15 protein-coding genes and 1 pseudogene are annotated in these 16,963 nt (G+C 70.8%); 8 read left to right on the top strand and 8 right to left on the bottom strand.

All coding sequences use genetic code 11. From position 1 onward, the window contains the following. Positions 1-160 precede the first annotated feature (160 nt). Together K8638_RS25050 and K8638_RS25045 are read left to right on the top strand one after the other, a co-directional pair. Positions 161-1,258, top strand: a complete 1,098-nt coding sequence (locus K8638_RS25050) for a hypothetical protein (protein WP_223757133.1) — start codon at positions 161-163, stop codon at positions 1,256-1,258. 58 nt (positions 1,259-1,316) lie between these two features. After that, entirely contained in the window at positions 1,317-2,726 is a 1,410-nt protein-coding gene (locus tag K8638_RS25045) for a serine/threonine-protein kinase (RefSeq protein WP_223757132.1), read from the top strand. 113 nt (positions 2,727-2,839) lie between these two features. Here K8638_RS25045 and K8638_RS25040 read toward each other — a convergent pair whose 3' ends face one another. Both K8638_RS25040 and K8638_RS25035 read right to left on the bottom strand, forming a co-directional pair. Continuing rightward, positions 2,840-3,310: an NUDIX hydrolase gene (locus K8638_RS25040; RefSeq protein WP_223757131.1), complete on the bottom strand. Its 471-nt coding sequence runs from the start codon at positions 3,308-3,310 to the stop codon at positions 2,840-2,842. A gap of 538 nt (positions 3,311-3,848) precedes the next feature. After that, positions 3,849-4,289 (bottom strand): annotated as a pseudogene (locus tag K8638_RS25035) (hypothetical protein); the annotation flags it as partial. Positions 4,290-4,372: 83 nt separating this feature from the next. On the opposite strand from K8638_RS25035, the gene K8638_RS25030 reads away from it, so the two are divergent. Beyond that, positions 4,373-4,522 (top strand): hypothetical protein, encoded by a 150-nt coding sequence (locus K8638_RS25030; RefSeq protein ID WP_223757130.1) that lies wholly within the window; start codon positions 4,373-4,375, stop codon positions 4,520-4,522. Positions 4,523-4,750: 228 nt separating this feature from the next. Further along, on the top strand, positions 4,751-6,160 hold the full coding sequence (locus K8638_RS25025; RefSeq protein WP_223757129.1) for a serine/threonine-protein kinase: 1,410 nt from the start codon (positions 4,751-4,753) through the stop codon (positions 6,158-6,160). A gap of 14 nt (positions 6,161-6,174) precedes the next feature. On the opposite strand, the gene K8638_RS25020 is transcribed toward K8638_RS25025, so the two are convergent. Then, a complete protein-coding gene (locus K8638_RS25020) occupies positions 6,175-6,318 on the bottom strand; it encodes a hypothetical protein (protein WP_223757128.1) in 144 nt (47 codons plus the stop codon). A gap of 241 nt (positions 6,319-6,559) precedes the next feature. Here K8638_RS25020 and K8638_RS25015 point away from each other — a divergent pair, with 241 nt between their 5' ends. Beyond that, positions 6,560-7,270 (top strand): hypothetical protein, encoded by a 711-nt coding sequence (locus K8638_RS25015; RefSeq protein WP_223757127.1) that lies wholly within the window; start codon positions 6,560-6,562, stop codon positions 7,268-7,270. Positions 7,271-7,273: 3 nt separating this feature from the next. Here K8638_RS25015 and K8638_RS25010 read toward each other — a convergent pair whose 3' ends face one another. Continuing rightward, positions 7,274-8,350, bottom strand: a complete 1,077-nt coding sequence (locus K8638_RS25010) for a dipeptide epimerase (protein ID WP_223757126.1) — start codon at positions 8,348-8,350, stop codon at positions 7,274-7,276. Positions 8,351-8,608: 258 nt separating this feature from the next. On the opposite strand from K8638_RS25010, the gene K8638_RS25005 reads away from it, so the two are divergent. After that, positions 8,609-10,639, top strand: a complete 2,031-nt coding sequence (locus K8638_RS25005) for an ATP-binding protein (RefSeq protein ID WP_223757125.1) — start codon at positions 8,609-8,611, stop codon at positions 10,637-10,639. Here the strand turns inward: K8638_RS25005 and K8638_RS25000 are convergent, their stop codons facing one another. Continuing rightward, positions 10,640-11,326, bottom strand: a complete 687-nt coding sequence (locus K8638_RS25000) for a suppressor of fused domain protein (protein WP_223757124.1) — start codon at positions 11,324-11,326, stop codon at positions 10,640-10,642. It lies immediately after the preceding gene. A 104-nt stretch (positions 11,327-11,430) separates the two neighbouring features. Then, positions 11,431-12,618, bottom strand: coding sequence for a GNAT family N-acetyltransferase (locus K8638_RS24995; protein WP_223757123.1), 1,188 nt, complete (start codon positions 12,616-12,618; stop codon positions 11,431-11,433). Positions 12,619-13,057: 439 nt separating this feature from the next. Here K8638_RS24995 and K8638_RS24990 point away from each other — a divergent pair, with 439 nt between their 5' ends. Beyond that, on the top strand, positions 13,058-13,561 hold the full coding sequence (locus tag K8638_RS24990) for an SMI1/KNR4 family protein (protein ID WP_223757122.1): 504 nt from the start codon (positions 13,058-13,060) through the stop codon (positions 13,559-13,561). A 45-nt stretch (positions 13,562-13,606) separates the two neighbouring features. Here the strand turns inward: K8638_RS24990 and K8638_RS24985 are convergent, their stop codons facing one another. Continuing rightward, the gene (locus tag K8638_RS24985) at positions 13,607-14,389 is read right to left on the bottom strand and encodes an acyl-CoA desaturase (RefSeq protein ID WP_223757245.1); all 783 of its coding nucleotides are present in this window, start codon (positions 14,387-14,389) and stop codon (positions 13,607-13,609) included. 75 nt (positions 14,390-14,464) lie between these two features. Between K8638_RS24985 and bioA the strand changes: the two genes are divergently transcribed. Then, positions 14,465-15,796 carry an adenosylmethionine--8-amino-7-oxononanoate transaminase gene (gene bioA / locus K8638_RS24980; protein ID WP_223757244.1) on the top strand — a complete coding sequence of 444 codons (1,332 nt, stop codon included), beginning with the start codon at positions 14,465-14,467 and terminating at the stop codon, positions 15,794-15,796. Between the two features lie 13 nt (positions 15,797-15,809). On the opposite strand, the gene K8638_RS24975 is transcribed toward bioA, so the two are convergent. Further along, the gene (locus K8638_RS24975) at positions 15,810-16,904 is read right to left on the bottom strand and encodes an AI-2E family transporter (protein ID WP_223757121.1); all 1,095 of its coding nucleotides are present in this window, start codon (positions 16,902-16,904) and stop codon (positions 15,810-15,812) included. Positions 16,905-16,963: the final 59 nt, after the last annotated feature.

Here is a 16,963-nt window from a genome sequence, read left to right as displayed (position 1 = left end):
GGCCGGCGCGGCCGGTGACACGAGCGCGCGCAGCATCGGGGCTTCGCCCACCGGCGGGAGCTTTCGCGGCGTCGGGTACTCGTTGACAGGGGTTTGCTCCGGGTGGGAATCAGGGCCGCTCGCCTCCCACCAGGAGCCCCCGCTGGCTACGTCGACATCCGTGCGCCCCTCCTTGACCGACCTGACACGCCCCGGAAGCGCCCGCTTCGTCGCCTTCTGTGCCGTCGCCATGGTGTTCATGCACCTGACCATCTGGCGGTGGATTGCCTTCCGGCGCCATCAGTCGCTCGGGCACATCCTGTCCTACTGGGACGCGGCCTACTACACGGCCATCGCGCGCGACGGCTACAGTGGAGGACTCTTCGCCTTCTACCCGGCGTATCCACTCACCGTCGGGTTCCTCGCGAAGCTCCTGGGCATCACCGAGGTTCAATGGCTGGGCGCGGTGTTCTCCACCGTGTTGTTCGCCGGCTTCCTCTTCTTCTGTTTTCGTGCTTCGCAGCGGGAGGATGCTCCAGAGGGGCTGACGCCGAAGTCCCGCCTGGGCTGGCTCTTCCTCCTCTTCTCGCCCGTGAGCTACGTCTTCCACTCGCACCACACGGAGTCGCTGTTCCTGCTGCTGTCGTTCCTCTCGTTCTTCTTCAGCGGGACGCGGCGGCCGGTGTGGGGCGGCGTCTTCGCCGCGCTGTGCGCGCTGACGCGCAACCAGGGGGTCTTCGTGGTGGGAATGTCGGCGCTGCTGGCGGCCTGGGTGGAGACGGCGCCGGCACGCCGGGTCCGTGCGTTGCTCATCGCGGGAGGCCTCGGCGCGCTCGGGATTCTGGGCTTCCTCACGTTCCAGTATGTGGTCGCGGGCACTCCCTTCGCCTTCATGAAGGCCCAGGAGAACTGGGCGCACGTGGCCTCGGCCGGTGGGGCGCTGAAGACGCTCGTGTTCGGAAACCCCTGGCAGAGCACCGACCCCTACAATGTGCTCTGGTACGTCGCCTGGTGGGGCTTCCTCATCGGCGCCGTGTTGCTCGCGCGCCGGCAGCCCGCGCTGGGGCTCTACGCGCTCCTCTGCCTGCTGGTTCAGCTGCTCCAGGGGGAGTTCGTCAACACCTTCCGGTTCGTGGCGCCAATCTTCCCCCTGCTCTTCTTCCTCGGGGACGGCTGCGCGAAGCGCCCACGCTGGCTCCAGTTCGCCGCGGTGCTGGGCCTGTTCCTGCTCAATGTGGCCACCGCGCGGCACTATGGCCTGGGCGAGTGGGCGTATTGAGACCACTTCAAGTCTGCTGGCGAGCGGAATGGACCGCGCATCTCCTCGCGAGGCACGCATGCAGCCTGGCCACCTGAATCCGGCGCGCCTTCCCCCGGGGACGAGGGTGGGGCCGTGGCGCGTGCTGGAGCGGCGCGGGCTGGGGGCCCACGGGGCCGTCTACCGGGCCATCGGCGCGGAGGCCCCCCGCGGCTTCGTGGCCCTCAAGCTGGCCCTGCACCCTCGCAACGAGCGCTTCGCGCGCGAGGTGGAGCTGCTCTCCCGCCTCCGTCATCCCCATGTCCCACGGCTCGTGGACCATGGCGTCTGGCAACAGTATCCGTATCTCGCGATGGAGCTGGTGGACGGCGCGTCGCTGTATGACTGGGCGTTGGAGCACGTGCCCACCTCGCGGCAGGTGCTTCACGCCCTCGCCAGCCTCGCGCGGGCCCTGGAGGCGACACATTCAGCGGGCGGCGTTCACAGGGACGTCAAAGGTGACAACACGCTCGTCAGAGTGGCGGACGGCCGGGTCTTCCTCACCGACTTCAGCTCCGGGCACTTCATTGGCGCCGCCACGCTGACGCAGCCACCGTTTCCGCCCGGGACGCCGCCCTACCGTTCGCCGGAGGCCTGGCGCTCCGTGCAGCTGCCCATGCGCGAGCCCATCGTGCCCTACGCCCCCGGGCCGGCGGATGATGTCTTCGCGCTGGGCGTCACCGCGTTCCGGCTCGTGACGGGCGAGTACCCTGCTCCGGTGGACCCAACGTCCCGCGACGAGGGAGCCCCGCCCCCGTTGGTGCGAGCGGTCAACGCCCGCTGCTGCGAGGAGTTGAGTGTCCTGACGTCCCGGATGCTCTCCGTGAGCCCCGAGGCACGCGGAAGTGCGCGCGAGATGGCCGAGGCGCTGGAGCACGCCGTGCGCGAGGCGGGGCCGGAAGCGGATGTGCCCCTCTTCGTCCGGGAGGTGTCTCGGCCCGTGGAGGGCCGGGCCGCTCCCCGGCACGTCCCGCGTCGAGCTCCTCGACGCTCCATGTGGTCCTGGCTCACGGCGGCCAGCCTCGGAAGCGCGCTCGCGCTGGGAGCCGGGTGGATGCTGGGCACGCATCCCGGAGAGGAGGCTGAGACGGTGCAGGCTTCAGCGCCGGAGGAGACCAGGGATGGCGGCACCGTCGCCGTCGGAGACTCGGTGCTGACGGCGCCGGTGCCTCTCAGCCGGGCGCCCTTCGCGTGGTCCACCATCGCCGTGGACCTGCCACCCAGACCCTTTCCGGGGCAGCGGCGGCCGGATGCCAACGGCCGCTGCCCCAAGAAGCCGCAGGTGCCCATCAACGGAGGCTGTTGGATCAAGCTGAGCGTGGAGCAGAAGGACTGTGGCGAGTACGGCTACGTGTACGAGGGCAGTTGCTATATGCCCGTCATCCCACCCGCGCGCCCGCCCACCTCGAGTCCCGCGGAGCACGCTGCCGACGCTGAAGCGGCTCACTGACACAGCCGGCGGAGCCAGCGGCACAGGTTGTTCTTGTCCACGACACCGGCACCTTCGAGCGCCGCGCCACCTCCGCCATGCCCGCCAGGTCAGCAGCGGGCCGTCGTTGCCGGTCAGGCTTCTTCGTCAGGTAGCAGCGTGCGGAGCAGCTCGTCTTCGGGGCCTTGCGGGCGCCAGCCGGGCGGAGGCGGCGTTGCGAGGAGCGTTGCCATGACCCGCCTGGCGCGCTCCTCATGGGTTTCTGGGGTGAAGCTAAGCCACGAGGAGAACGCCATGGCGACGGCGAAACGATTTGCGTCGTCCAGAACTGCCGGCCAACCGTCAGGGAGATTGTCGGACAGTTCGCGCACGAGCTGCCCGCGCACCAAGCGTGTGACTTGATGGCTTCGCTCTGCCTCCGCCACCAACCCGCTGAACACCTGCACCGCGTTCACATCGTCCTCGCCGAGTTCCTCGGCCAATGCAATCAGTGAGGCAGTGGGGCGGGCATTCGCGAAGGCGGCGAGCGAGTCATAACCACGCTCGCGGACGCGTTCATACAGTCGGGCCTTCCAGTTGTCTCGCCAGGTATTCTTCTCGGTCATCGCCCTCTCCAACGGGAGAAGTTCATCGGGATGCCATAGCTCCGCATGCGGTGCGCGGCGACTTTCAGGATCTCGCTTCGCGTCAACATCCGCCCCGCGGCGGTCTCTGCATCGTCCAGCGGAGGATGCCCAGCTCCATCTCCGAGTCCGAGACTGCCTCGGCGGTAGCGACCAGTGCCTTGGTGCTCCCGAGCGCACCGTGCAGCCAGGACAGTTGGCTGGAGCCATAAGCGAGGTTGCCGGTGAAGACGCCTCTGACTCCGGTCAGTCCCAGGTGCCGAAGGGGGTGGGTGGACGGGCCGCCAGCTTGGCGAGCGCGCTGGCGACGTTGTCCGTGGAGCCCTTCACGTCCTCCACGGCCGCGAGCATCTCCTGACGAACCTGTGTGGCGCTCTGCTGCCCGCCGTCAACCGCCCCCGCCTTGGTGCCAGGGCCCGCCCCCGTCGCGTCGTCACGCGGCCCCTGGCGACGATGCAGCCGCTCCCCCACTTCGGGACCTGCCACGGCCAGCGGAGTGGAGCCGGAGGCGCGCGGACGCTCCTCGACCCTTCACGGCCAGCTCGACGTCGCGCTGGAAGAGCTGCATCGCGACGCGCCCGTCCACGTCGAAGCGGCCCGAGGTGAAGGCCTCGGCGCCCATCGACAGCCTCAGGTGCTTCTGGAGACCGCCATAGCTGACTGCGTCCCAACCCACCTCCGCCTCACTGTAGGCGGAGAATCCGTCCGGGAAGGGCGCATCCGCCAGCGGCACGCCGTCAGGGCCCGCCGCCCGGAGGCGCGCCAGCTCGTAGTCCGGGCCGAAGACGCCCTGCCGGAAGCCGGCGTGCTGCCGCCGCACCTCCAGCCGCAGCTTCATGTCCAGCTCAGGCGTCAGCGCATCCGCGCCCACGCCCGCCACCGCGCCCCATGCACCGTCCTCGCCCGGCCGTCCGCCCCAGCCTGCAATCAGGTGTGTTTCAAAGGATGGACGCACCACCACCACCCTGCTTCCCCAGGTACGTGAAGAGCACGAAGTCCTCGTCCGGCGGGAGGCGGAGCAGCCTCAAGGAGGAGGTGCAGGCCATGAAGTTCCAGCTCAAGGACCTGCTCTGGCACTATGACGGGACCCCGACCGGCCCCGTCACTCTCCGGCGCGAGACCAGCAACAACGCCGTCTTCTACGTCGAGCCGGGCACCTCGCTGGAAATCAACAAGTTCTGCGCTGTGCAGTAGGGAGCCGTCCGCGGCGATGGGCGTCTCCCGGTTTCCTCTCCATGCGGTGGAGCCGAAGGGAGTTGCGCCAGGCCGGAGCAACGAAGCTCACGCTTCACCGGCATGGCCTCCGGCTCCGGCGGTGCATGGAATCGCATCGCGCGGTGCACCGCCGGCCCCTGCCGCTCCTTCGCTTCCAGTAGCCTGCCGGCGAGCGGAATGGACCGCGCATCTCCTCGCGAGGCACGCATGCAGCCTGGCCACCTGAATCCGGCGCGCCTTCCCCCGGGGACGAGGGTGGGGCCGTGGCGCGTGCTGGAGCGGCGCGGGCTGGGGGCCCACGGGGCCGTCTACCGGGCCATCGGCGCGGAGGCCCCCCGCGGCTTCGTGGCCCTCAAGCTGGCCCTGCACCCTCGCAACGAGCGCTTCGCGCGGGAGGTGGAGCTGCTCTCCCGCCTCCGTCATCCCCATGTCCCACGGCTCGTGGACCATGGCGTCTGGCAGCAGTTCCCGTACCTCGTGATGGAACTGGTGGACGGCGTTTCGCTGTATGACTGGGCGCTGGAGCGCGAGCCCACCTCGCGGCAGGTGCTCCACGCCCTCGCCAGCCTCGCGCGGGCCCTGGCGGCGACGCATTCAGCGGGCGGCGTTCACCGCGACGTGAAGGGTGACAACACGCTCGTCAGAGAGGCGGACGGCCGGGTCTTCCTCACCGACTTCAGCTCCGGGCACTTCATTGGCGCCGCCACGCTGACGCAGCCGCCGTTTCCGCCCGGGACGCCGCCCTACCGTTCGCCGGAGGCGTGGCGCTCGGTGCAACTGCCCATGCGCGAGCCCATCGTGCCCTACGCCCCCGGGCCGGCGGATGATGTCTTCGCGCTGGGTGTCACCGCGTTCCGGCTCATGACGGGCGAGTACCCTGCCCCGGTGGACCCAACGTCCCGCGACGAGGGAGCCCCGCCCCCGTTGGTGCGAGCGGTCAACGCCCGCTGCTGCGAGGAGTTGAGTGTCCTGACGTCCCGGATGCTCTCCGTGAGCCCCGAGGCACGCGGAAGTGCGCGCGAGATGGCCGAGGCGCTGGAGCACGCCGCGCGCGAGGCGGGGCCGGAAGCGGATGTGCCCCTCTTCGTCCGGGAGGTGTCTCGGCCCGTGGAGGCCAGGGCCGCGCCCAGGCCCATTTCCCATCGAGCAATGGGGCGCTCCAGGCGCGCATGGTTCACGGCCGCCAGCCTGGCGGGAGCACTGGCTCTGGGAGCCGGGTGGATGCGGAGCGCGCATCCCGGAGAAGCTACCGGGACGGTGCAGGCTTCTGCGCCCGAAGAGGCCAGGGATGGTGGCACCGTCGCCGTCGGGGACTCGGTGCTGACGGCTCCGGCGCCTATCACTCGGGACCCTTCGCAGGGGCTACACATCGCCGTGGACCTGCCACCCAGACCCTTCCCGGGGCAGAGGCGGCCAGATGCCAACGGCCGCTGTCCCAGGAAGCCGCAGGTGCCCATCAACGGAGGTTGCTGGATCAAGCTGACCGTGGAGCTGAAGGACTGCGGCGAAGACGGCTACGTGTATAAGGGCAGTTGCTATATGCCTGTCATCCCACCCGCGCGCCCGCCCACCTCGAGTCCAGCGGAGCACGCTGCCGACGCTGAAGCGGCTCACTGACACAGTTGGCGGAGTCAGCGGCACAGGTTGTTCTTGTCCAGGAAGAGCCAGCCGCTGGAGGTGCGGCTCCACGTCGATGGCATCGAGCCATTCGCCCGGCAGTAGCTGAAGACGGGGGCTGCAACGAACGCGTCACGCCGCCTCACGGGAGCAGTCATGGGCATCAATGTCCAACCGGAAGTCCTCATCCGGCACAACATCACCCGCGGCCTGGAGCTCCTGAAGGCGCACCTGGAGGGCGGGGCGGCGAGGTAGTGCACCCCCGGAGGCGTCAGGGCGTGAGACCCGGGTAGATTCGCGCGGATGAGGCTCCTGGTTCTCGTTCATCCCTGCACGTCCGTGGATGCCGCGGCCACGGAGGTTGCAGAGCTCGCAGGCATCACGCCCCAGGAGGGGCGGATGCGCCTCGTCCTGGCGCCCCCCACGCCCCTGGCGCTCCTTGCTCCCGACGAGGCGGCCGCCGCGGTGGAGAGGCTGCGCCGAGCCGGGCTCGGCGTCGTCGCGCCGTGGATGCCTCCTCCCTCTGACGAGCAGCGCACGGTGGCTCGTACCTTCACCCTTGGCCCGGCGGCATTCTCCGTTTTGCCGCGCGCCGGGGCGCCCGTCGAGCTGGCCTGGAGCGAGGTGGGCGCCATCCTGCGGGGCGCGGTGTCGACGCGCACGGAGAAGGAGCTCATCCACAGGAAGGTGGTGACCACGGTCGGCATGGCCCTGGATGGCAGCATCACCGCCCACAGCGAGGTCATCCGGAACTGGGACTCCGCGGTGGACGAGGAGACCGAGCAGGTCATCCACGTCTTCGGCAAGGGCGGCCAGCGCATCTCGCTGCACGAGCGCTCGGTGGACTTTTCGGGCCTGGGCCCCAGCAAGGCAGTGGGGCGCTTCCAGAACACGCTCCTGCTCGCGACGCTGTTGAAGGAGAAGGCACCCCAGGCCTGCTACGATGAGCGCCTGGTGCGGCTCGGACGCCGCCCGCTCCCGATGTTCCTGAGGGCCTTCTCCAGGGGGCAGTCCACCTCACCCACCACCCAGCGCACCGATACCGGCGTCACCCTGGATGTGCTCTCCGAGGCGCTGTGGCTCGCGGTGACCGAGGGTGTCCTGCCATGACGGTCAGGCCAGCGTGACGCCGTGGCCCGGTGCGTCCGGGTCGAAGTCGAGCCGCGAGCCCTCGTACCGTGCGCCGCCCTTGAACGGGTGGCTGGCGATGAACAGCGGCGTGTCCAGGTCCGCATAGGTGAAGCCGCCCAGGCCCGCGGCCAGGTGCGCGGAGGCGCTCATGGCCAGCACGCTCTCCACCATGCCGCCCACCATCAGCTCCATGCCCGCCGCCCGTGCGAGGCTCCACATGGTCAGCGCTTCCACCACGCCGCACTTCATCGTCTTGATGTTGATGCCGTGCGCCGCGTTCTCCCGGATGAGCCGCAGCACGTCCTTCGCCGAGCGCGCCGACTCGTCCGCGCACACCGGCACCTTCGAGCGCCGCGACACCTCCGCCATGCCCGCCACGTCCGACGCGGGCACCGGCTGCTCGAAGAGCGACAGCGGCACGTCCGCCCGCTCCAGCTCCTTCAGGAACGCCAGCGACTCCGCCACGTCATAGCCGCCGTTGGCGTCCGCGAAGAGCCGGGCCCGGGGCGCCACGTCGTGGATGGCCACCATCCGCGCCGCGTCCTGGTCCGGCGACAGCGCCCCCACCTTCACCTTCAGCGTGGAGATGCCTCGCGAGAGGATGGCCTTCGCGGACTCGCGCGCGTGCGCCACGTCGCCCGCCGTCACCGTCATGTCGATTTCCAGCACCGTCCCCGCCCCGCCCAGCAGGACGTACAGCGGCACGCGGTGGTGCCGGGCCAGCGCGTCCAGCATCGCCATCTCCACCCCGGCCCGCGCGGCGGGCGCCAGCGCCAGCGAGTCCCCCAGCCACTCCGACAGCGGGCGCCACGCGCGCACGTCCCTGCCCAGCAGCCCCGCGCGCACCGACTCCAGCGCGGCCAGGGTGCTGTGCTGCGTCTCGCCACTGACGGCGGTGAAGGGCGCCGCCTCGCCCAGGCCTTGCGTGCCGTCCGCCAGCGTCAGGCGCACCAGCACGTTCTCCGCGGCGTGCTGCGCCCCGGTGGCGATGGCGAAGGGCTCGGTGAGGGGCAGGTGCAGCGGCTCGAACGCGAGAGCGGTGATGAGCGTGGGCGTCATGTCGGAGGCCACAACCTAGTCCGCGGCGGGGGCAGTGTCGCCGCCACCCCAGCACGGCGTCATGGAGTCCAACACCGGCCACGCTCGGGAGCGTGGTGGGAGACGCGATGGTGGCCCACACACCTGTCAGGTAGTACCCACCGCGCCCCCGCATCCCCGCCTTGAGAATGTCGCCCGTTCATGGCGACATACGGGGACTCCGGCTGTTTCCGGACGCGGACCCCTCCCGCGCCCCGCGCGGTCAGGAGTGGACGGCGCATGTCGGAGACGGACACATTCCCGCGGCCGGCGCTCCCGACTCCCGGAGCAGACGTGCTGTTGACCGCACTGGAGGAAGTGGAGCGCCAGCAGCCCGAGGGCTGCATGGTGCTGCGCGCCGTGCGCGACACGGGCGGTGCCATCACCGACTTCGAGTGGCTGTGGGCCAACCCCGCCGCGGCGCGCGCGCTGGGCCGCACGCCCGAGGCGCTGCGCGGGCGGCGGTTGAAGGAGGTCTCCGCGGAGGCCGGACTGGCTGGCCGCGTGGGCGTGCTGCGGCAGGTGGTGGAGACGGGGCGCCCCACCGCGGACGACTTCCCGGAAGGGGAAGCATGGCTGCACGGCACCGCGGTGCCGCTGCGTGACGGGGTGCTCCTGCGCCTGCGTGACGTCACCAGCGCCCTGCGCGTGGAGGAGGGCGTCCGCGACACGCTGGACTGGGTGCGGGACGTGCTGGAGGGCACCCCGGACGCCTTCATGACGCTGGACGCGGACTGGCGCGTCACCTACGTCAACCACCAGGCCGTCGCCATCAGCGGGCGCCCGCAGGAGAAGCTCTTCCGCCGCGTGCTGTGGGAGGCGTGCCCGGAGCTGCAGGGCACCGTGCTGGAGCGCGAGCTGCGCCGCGTGGCCGCCGAGGGCATGGCCTCCACCTTCGAGGTGCGCACCTCCCAGGCGCGCTGGCACGAGGTGCACGCCTGGTGCAGCAACGGCAACCTGTCCGTCTTCGCCAGCGACATCACCGACAAGAAGCGCGCCGAGGCCGAGCGCGACATGCTGCTGGAGCGCGAGCACTCCGGCCGCCTGGAGGCGGAGGCCCTGGTGGCCGCGCGCACCCAGGAGCTGGTGGCCGCGCGCGAGCGGCTGGTGCAGTCGGAGAAGCTGGCCATGGCCGGGCAGCTCGCGGCGGGCGTGGGGCACGAAATCAACAACCCGCTGTCCTACGTCACCGGCAACATCCAGTTCGCGGTGGAACAGCTCGAGCACCTCGCCAGCCACCCGGGGGACGGCGAGGCCCTGCGCGAGGCGCTGGAGGCCCTGCGCGAGGCGCGCGAGGGCGCGGAGCGCATCCGCGTCACCGTCCGGGACTTGCAGACGTTCGCCCGCGCGGACGAGCCGCACCTGTCCCCGGTGGACGTGCACGCGGCGCTGGAGTTCGGCCTGTCCATGGCCATGCCCCACCTGCGCTACCGGGCCCAGGTGGAGCGGCACTACGGCGGGGTGCCCACCGTCATGGCGCACGAGGCGAAGCTGGGGCAGGTGTTCCTCCAACTGCTCGTCAACGCCGCGTACGCCATCCCGGAGGGAGACGCCGCGCGCCACCGCGTCATCCTCTCCACCCGGACGGACGGGCCGTGGGTGGTGGTGGAGGTGACGGACACCGGCCACGGCATGACGCCGGAGGTGCTGGAGCGCGCCTTCGAGCCGTTCTTCACCACCCGCGCCGTGGGCGAGGGCACCGGGCTGGGGCTGTCCACCGCGCTGGGGCTGGTGCGCAGCATGCGCGGGGAGCTGACGGCCACCAGCACGCCCGGCGGGGGCAGCACCTTCCGCGTGCGGCTGCCCACCACGGACGCCGCCGCGCTGCCCGCCTCGCCCGAGGCGGTGGAGGACCCGGCCACGCGCAGGCGGGTGCTGGTGGTGGACGACGAGCCGCAGCTCACCTCGGTGCTGCACCGCGTGCTGGGCCGCCGGCACGAGGTGGTGAGCGTCCACAGCGGACGCGAGGCGCTGGAGCTGCTGTCGCGCGACGACGCCTTCGACCTCGTCTTCTGCGACCTGATGATGGGGGATTTGACGGGGATGGACGTGTACGAGGAGCTGGCCCGCCGCCAGCGGGATTTGCTCTCGCGCTTCGTCTTCATGACGGGCGGCGGCTTCACCGAGCGCGCCCGTTCCTTCCTCCAGTCCGTGCCGCTGCCGCGCATCGAGAAGCCCTTCGAGCCGGGCACCCTGCGCGCGCTGGTGGAGGGAGCGCCTCCGCGCGCCGGGGCTCCCAGGCCTCCGGCGCGCGAAGTGGAAGGGAAGTGACTACAGCTTCACTTCGTCGCGGTCCGGGTGGGTGATGTAGCCGGTGCCCGCCGCGACGAGCTTCGCCATCAGCTTGTCCATGCCGTTGGAGCGGGCGAAGGCCATCTCGTTCTTCGTGGCACCCACCAGCGTGAGCAGCTGCACCTTTCCGCTGGGCAGCACGAAGTGGTCCGGGCGGGACGGGTCCCTCACGAAGAGGAAGCCGGACAGCTTGGAGTCGCCGCCGTCCAGCGTGCCCTCCACCGGGTAGCGGTGGCCCATGGCGAAGGCGCGCATGCACACGAGGTTGTAGGCCATCATGTCCAGCAGCCGGAACACCGGCCACTTCGCCTCCTCGGGCGTGTGGATGACCATCTCGTAGCCCAGCCCGCTGGGCGCGTCGTCGGGGAACTCCTCGCCGGGCGCCACGGTGAAGGGGTTGGACAGGCCGCTGGTGACATAGGTCCAGTACGGGTAGTCCGCGCTCGGCGGCGCCACGCGCACGCCCATGGGCCCCCAGTTCGGGTCCGGCTCCTTCACCTGCGCCAGTTCACTTTCCATCCAGGCCTGGATGGCGTCCGTCTGGTCGAGCGTGAAGACGCCTTCGTCGATGGCGCCGAACATCTTGGGGTACTCGACCTCGTCGCGGTCCGCCCAGCAGTCTTCGTACCACTGGATGAAGTCTTCGTCCGTTTCCGGAGCTTTCATAGCGAGGACACTCTACGGGGTCGCCCCTGTTTCACAACTTCCAGAAGCGGGGAGGGCCCACCGGGCTGACAGTCCGGTGGGGGCGGGTGGCCCTGGAGGGCGACTCAGGTGCCGGTGGCGGGACTGCCGGCCGGGGGCCAGGGCTTCAGGCCGCAGATGCGCTCCGCCTCCTCCACGGCGGGGGCCAGCCGCGCGTGCTCCCGGCGCAGGAAGCCCCGGACGGCGGCGTCCAGGGTGGGATTGAAGATGAGGTGGGCGCTGTGCACGGCGGTGGGCTCGAAGCCTCGGGACACCTTGTGCTCGCCGCCGGCGCCGGGCTCGAACACCTTGCGGCCGCTCCGGATGCAGTCCTCCACGGAGTGGTAGAGGCAGACGTGGAAGTGGAGGAAGGGGTGCTCCTCGAAGGAGCCCCAGTAGCGGCCGTAGAGGCGCTCCGGGGTGGCCAGGTTGAAGGCCCCGGCGATGACGCGCGGGCCTCGCACCGCCTCCACCAACTCCACCGTGTCCGGCAGCGTCCGGAAGACGCGGGCGAAGAAGCCGGGGGTGAGCTGGATTTGACCCCAGGCGTGGCGCTCGCAGGTGGAGGTGTAGAAGCCGTAGGCGCGCTTCGCGTGGGCGGGGGTGAGCTCCTCGCCGCGCACGGTGCGCAGGGAGATGCCCTGGGTGGCCGCGGCGCCGCGCTCGCGCTTGAGCTGGTGGCGGCGCTTGGAGTCGAAGCGGGCCAGGTAGTCGTCGTAGCTGGCGTAGCCGGGGTTCTTCCAGTGGAACTGGAGGGTGATGCGGCGCGCCAGCCCCTGGGCCTCGAGGAAGTCGGCCTCGTCGTCGGTGGGGTAGAGGACGTGGACGGAGGAGCAGCCGGACTCGCGGGCGCTCTCGGCGGCGGCGGTGAGCAGCGCGCGGCGCAGGGCGGGCACGTCCTCGCCCGGGGCGATGAGGAAGCGCGGGACGGTGGCGGGGGACAGGGGCCCGCCGAGGACGAGCTTCGGGTAGTACTCCACGCCGAGCCGGGCGGCGGCATCCGCCCAGCCGAAGTCGTAGATGTATTCGCCCATGCTGTGGAACTTGCGGTAGGCGGGCGCGGCGGCCACCAGCTTCTGGCCACGCCAGAGCGTCAGGTGGTGCGGCGCCCAGCCCGTCTCCTCGGTGGCGCTGCCGCTCTCCTCCATGGCCGCCAGCCACGCATGGCGCACGAAGGGCGGCGCACCGGGGCCGGAGAGCGCGTCCCAGGCGGCGGCCGGGACGTCTGTCACTGCATCGAGGACGCGGAGGCGGAGCGAGGTGTCGGCGGGCACGGGGGCATATTTAACGCGAGCCGCGTGCGCTCGCCGTGGGTTGCCTGCGTGGGGGGCTGGCGGGGGGGCAGTGGCCGTGCGCGGAGTGCCGAGAGCGCGCGGGGTTCACCTTCCGGATTGGTTCGTCTATCCTGTTTTGAATGTCTGGCATCTTGCTCAGTGACGGGGCGGCGAGGCGACAGACCTGGAAGAATGCACGCGAAGGCTTTCGCAACGCGTGGGGCGACGAGTTCGGGGCCTGGCCACAGAGTGGCGGCGACTACTGGCCGGGGCACCACATCTTCGACCTGTGGCACGGTGGTCACCCGACATCGCGGGGCAACGTCCTGCCGGTCCCTCCCGAGGTGCACAAGGTCATCAATGAGGCATATCCAGCGTGCTACGGCGGTGGCGCGCAGTGGAGGTCCGTGGGGCCCGACAGGCCCTACGTGGATTCGCCATGACGATGCAATCGCTCCTGTCGGAACTCTCACGGGCCCATTTTCCGAAAGCGCCAGCAACGCCCGCACAGGTCGAGGCCTTCGAATCGCGTGTGGGTTGGCGGCTCGACCCCGACCTGCGCGCGTTCTACCTGCATTGTGACGGCGCGGAGTTGTTCCGCCCCCGGCCAGAGGCGAATTACCGCATTCTGTCGCTCGCGGAAATCCAGCGTGCACGGGTCGCCATGCGAGGCCGGGACGACGACTCGGGGGGAGCCGCATCCTGGTACACGCTCGTGTACTGCCAGGATTCCGACTACGTGCTCCTGGATGCGGCGCGGCAACTGGACGGTCGCTATCCGCTGTTCGACGCCTGGCATGAGACGTACCCGCTCCAGGTCCGGCAGATTGCCGCCTCGTTCAGCGAGTTCCTGGAGCGGGCGCTCGCCAGCAATGACCACTTCTTCTGGCTGGACGATGAAGAGCACCCGATTCCCGGCTCGACGCGTCCCCGGGACGGGTAGAGCGCCCGGCGCGCATCACGCCTGAGCGTTCTACCCGTGCCTACGTCAGGCGGCCCGGGCGGCGCTGGCCTCGCGCGGCTCCGGCCAGACGGCGCGCTGCGGTGTGGCGATGCGGATGATGCCCAGCTTCGCCATGACGCGCATCACCTGCCACGTGGGGTCCACCTCGAACTTGCGTGCGGCGAAGTTCGGGCTGCTGCCGTACTTGTGGTGGTTGTTCTGGAAGAGCTCGCCCATGCAGACGAACTCCACCGGCAGCGTGTTGCGCGACTTGTCGCTGCTGTTGAAGTTCCGGTAGCCGTACTTGTGGCCGCACCAGTTGACGATGGCGCCGTGCACCGGGCCCATCAGGAAGTGGATGGGCAGCAGCAGGAACTGCCAGGGCGACGTGGCGAAGGCCACGTAGAAGGCCGTGTACAGGCCTACCCAGCCCAGCGTGGCCAGCCACGACGTGCGCAGCGTGTCGTCCACCAGCGGCCACTCCGGGTAGCCACCCAGGAAGCGGGCCTCGGGCTGGCCGCGCCCGGCGGCGTAGTCCTCGTAGCGCTTCTTGGTGTGCCACATCATCCGCGCCACGTCCTTGAAGAAGTGCGGCGAGTGCGGGTCCTTCTCCGTGTCGGAGAACGCGTGGTGCTCGCGGTGGAGGATGGCGTACGCGCGGGGCGACAGGTACGAGGAGCCCTGCACCAGGTACGTGAGCAGGTGCATCACCCGCTCCGTGCGGGGGCCCATGGTGTACATGCGGTGCGCGGCGTAGCGGTGCTGGAAGAAGCTCTGGAAGAACACACAGAGCAGCCAGTGTGAGATGAAGAAGGCGATGACGACCATGATGCGGGGGTAAACACCCCCCATGTCATGGCTGCGTCATGGCGCGGCAAACATCCCATGACCCGGAGTACGAGCGTGGAGCGGGCGGACATCGTCAGGTTGGACAAGGGGCACGTCTGGCACCCCTATACGGCCATGGAGGCCTACATCGCCGGGACGGACCCGCTCGTCGTGGCGCGCTCCGAGGGCCCGTACCTGTACGACGTGGACGGCGCCCGGTACCTCGACGCCAACGGCTCCTGGTGGGTGTCCACGCTGGGCCACCGCCACCCACGGCTCGTCCGCGCGCTCGTGGAGCAGGCCGGGAGCCTTCCGCACGTGTCGCTGGCGGGCATCACCCATGCGCCCGCCGCGGCGCTCGCTTCGGAACTGGCCGCCATCGCCCCCGGCTCGGACCGGGCCTCGCTGCCCGCGGCCGAGCGGCTGTCGCGCGTCTTCTACTCCGACAACGGCAGCACGGCGGTGGAGGTGGCCATCAAGATGGCCGCCCAGTACTGGGCGCAGAACGGGCGCTCGCGCCGCACGCGCTTCATCACCCTGTCCGGGGCCTTCCACGGCGAGACGATTGGCGCCACCAGCGTGGGCGGCGTCCCGCTGTTCCGCGAGGTGTTCGGCCCGCTCCTCTTCGACGTGGTGCACGTGCCGTCCCCGGCGGAGGAGGGCGGCTGGGAGCGCGCCTTCGAGCAGGTCCAGGCCGCGCTGCGCGAGCACCCGGACGAAATCGCCGGCGTCATCCTGGAGCCCGTGCTGCAAGGGGCGGCGGGCATGTTGATGTACGCGCCGGACTTCGTGCGCGCGGTGCGCGAGGCCACCCGCGCGGTGGACACCTTCCTCATCGCCGACGAGGTCTTCACCGGCCTGGGCCGCACCGGCGCGCGCTTCGCGGTGGACCTGGCCGGCGTGGTGCCGGACCTGCTGTGTCTCGCCAAGGCGCTCTCCGGCGGGCTGCTGCCCTTCGGCGCCACGCTCGCCTCGGAGCGCGTCTTCGCCGGCTTCCTCGGCGCGCCGCGGCGGGCGCTCTATTACGGGCACTCGTACTGCGGCAATCCGCTGGGCGCGGCGGTGGCGCGCGAGGTGCTCGCCGTCTACCGCGACGAGGACGTGCTGGGGCAGGTGGCTCGCAAGGCCCCGCGCATCCGCGCCGCCTTCGAGCGGATGGCTGAAACGATTCCGGGGCTGGTGCGCCCGCGCGCGCTGGGCATGGTGGGCGCGGTGGACCTGGGCGGCGGCGGCTACCTCGCGCGCGGCGGCTGGCGCGTGTACGAGGCGGCCCGGCGCCGGGGGCTGTACCTCCGGCCCCTGGGCGACACCGTGTACATCGCCCCCGCGCTCAACATCCCCGACGACGCGCTGACGGAGCTGCTCGAAGGGGTGGAGGCGTCGCTGCGCGAGGTGTCGGCGGGCTGAGCGTCCGCTCGCGTCACGCGGCTCCGGGAGGCGCGCGGCGCATGGCGGCGCGGCGCTCCTGGCGGAGCAGCAGCAGTTCGTGGGTGATGATTTGCGCGGAGGCCGCCACGGGCACCGCCACCATCGCGCCCACCACACCCGCCAGTTCCGCGCAGAAGAGCACCGCCAGCAGGATGATGAGCGGGTTGACGTGCACCGTGCGCCGGAAGACGAGCGGCGCCAGCACGTTGCCCTCCACCTGCCCGTACAGCACGAAGTACGCGAGCACCCCCAGCGCCAGCCACATGCCCCCCGTGGCCCACGTCAGCAGGGTGATGAAGCCACCGGCGACCACCGGCCCCGCGTAGGGCACCATGCTGGAGAAGCCGCTGGCGAGGCCGAGCGGCAGGAAGTACGGCACGCCCATCAGCGCCAGCACGGTGGTGGTGAGCGTGGCGTTGATGGTGCAGATGAGCGTGAGCCCGGCCAGGTAGCCGCCGGTGGCCCGGTACACGTTGCGCAGCACGCGCACGTAGCGCAGGCGGTGCTCCGGCCGCGCCAGGTCCAGCAGCCGCCGCAGCAGTCCGCCGCCGAACGCCAGCATGAAGCCCACCAGGAAGAACACGGTGAGCGCTCCGCCGGCCAGTCCCACCGCTCCGCCGATGGCGAGCACCACCAATTCCGGCAGCTTCCCCGCGGCGAGCCGCGGCGTGGCCTCCTCCAGCCGGCGCGTCCACCCCAGGCTGTGGAGCCGCTCGTCCAGCGTCCGGAACGGGCGCGAGCCGCGCAGCTCCTCCCAGAGCTGTGGCCACTGGAGCACCATCGCGTCCACCTGCGCCGCCGCGGCGGGCACCACCAGCAGCGCCAGCGTCACCAGCACCGCCAGCAGCCCGGTCATCACCACCGCGATGGCCGCCATCCGCGGCAGTCCCCCGCGCTCCAGCCGGGACACCGCATGCTCCAGCGCCAGGGCCAGCAGCGCCGCGATGCCCGTCAGCGTGAGCGCCACCCGCGTGCGCACCACCAGCGCCACCAGCACCGCCACCCCGAGCACCGCGAAACACACGGTGAACGCCGTCCTCAGCGTCACCTGCGAACGCTGTCCCGCTCCGTCGCGCTCAGGGGCCACTGTGCCCTCCACGCCTGTTCGACCGTCGTACCCTTCATCCGAGTGCGCCCTGCCGGACG

It is taken from the genome of Myxococcus sp. RHSTA-1-4, from assembly GCF_020037125.1.
Classification (GTDB): domain Bacteria; phylum Myxococcota; class Myxococcia; order Myxococcales; family Myxococcaceae; genus Myxococcus.
Note: the sequence above shows the minus strand (reverse complement) of the source record. Positions and strands in the feature narration are given on the sequence as shown.

What these genes read in the sequence shown, in the direction of transcription:
- K8638_RS25005 (WP_223757125.1), top strand. Translation starts at nt 8,609, where the DNA reads ATGTCGGAGACGGACACATTCCCGCGGCCGGCGCTCCCGACTCCCGGA.
- K8638_RS24985 (WP_223757245.1), bottom strand. Translation starts at nt 14,389, where the DNA reads ATGGTCGTCATCGCCTTCTTCATCTCACACTGGCTGCTCTGTGTGTTC.
- K8638_RS25015 (WP_223757127.1), top strand. Translation starts at nt 6,560, where the DNA reads ATGCGCCTCGTCCTGGCGCCCCCCACGCCCCTGGCGCTCCTTGCTCCC.
- K8638_RS25025 (WP_223757129.1), top strand. Translation starts at nt 4,751, where the DNA reads ATGCAGCCTGGCCACCTGAATCCGGCGCGCCTTCCCCCGGGGACGAGG.
- K8638_RS25045 (WP_223757132.1), top strand. Translation starts at nt 1,317, where the DNA reads ATGCAGCCTGGCCACCTGAATCCGGCGCGCCTTCCCCCGGGGACGAGG.
- K8638_RS24990 (WP_223757122.1), top strand. Translation starts at nt 13,058, where the DNA reads ATGACGATGCAATCGCTCCTGTCGGAACTCTCACGGGCCCATTTTCCG.
- K8638_RS25040 (WP_223757131.1), bottom strand. Translation starts at nt 3,310, where the DNA reads ATGACCGAGAAGAATACCTGGCGAGACAACTGGAAGGCCCGACTGTAT.
- K8638_RS25010 (WP_223757126.1), bottom strand. Translation starts at nt 8,350, where the DNA reads ATGACGCCCACGCTCATCACCGCTCTCGCGTTCGAGCCGCTGCACCTG.
- K8638_RS25000 (WP_223757124.1), bottom strand. Translation starts at nt 11,326, where the DNA reads ATGAAAGCTCCGGAAACGGACGAAGACTTCATCCAGTGGTACGAAGAC.
- K8638_RS25020 (WP_223757128.1), bottom strand. Translation starts at nt 6,318, where the DNA reads ATGACTGCTCCCGTGAGGCGGCGTGACGCGTTCGTTGCAGCCCCCGTC.
- K8638_RS25030 (WP_223757130.1), top strand. Translation starts at nt 4,373, where the DNA reads ATGAAGTTCCAGCTCAAGGACCTGCTCTGGCACTATGACGGGACCCCG.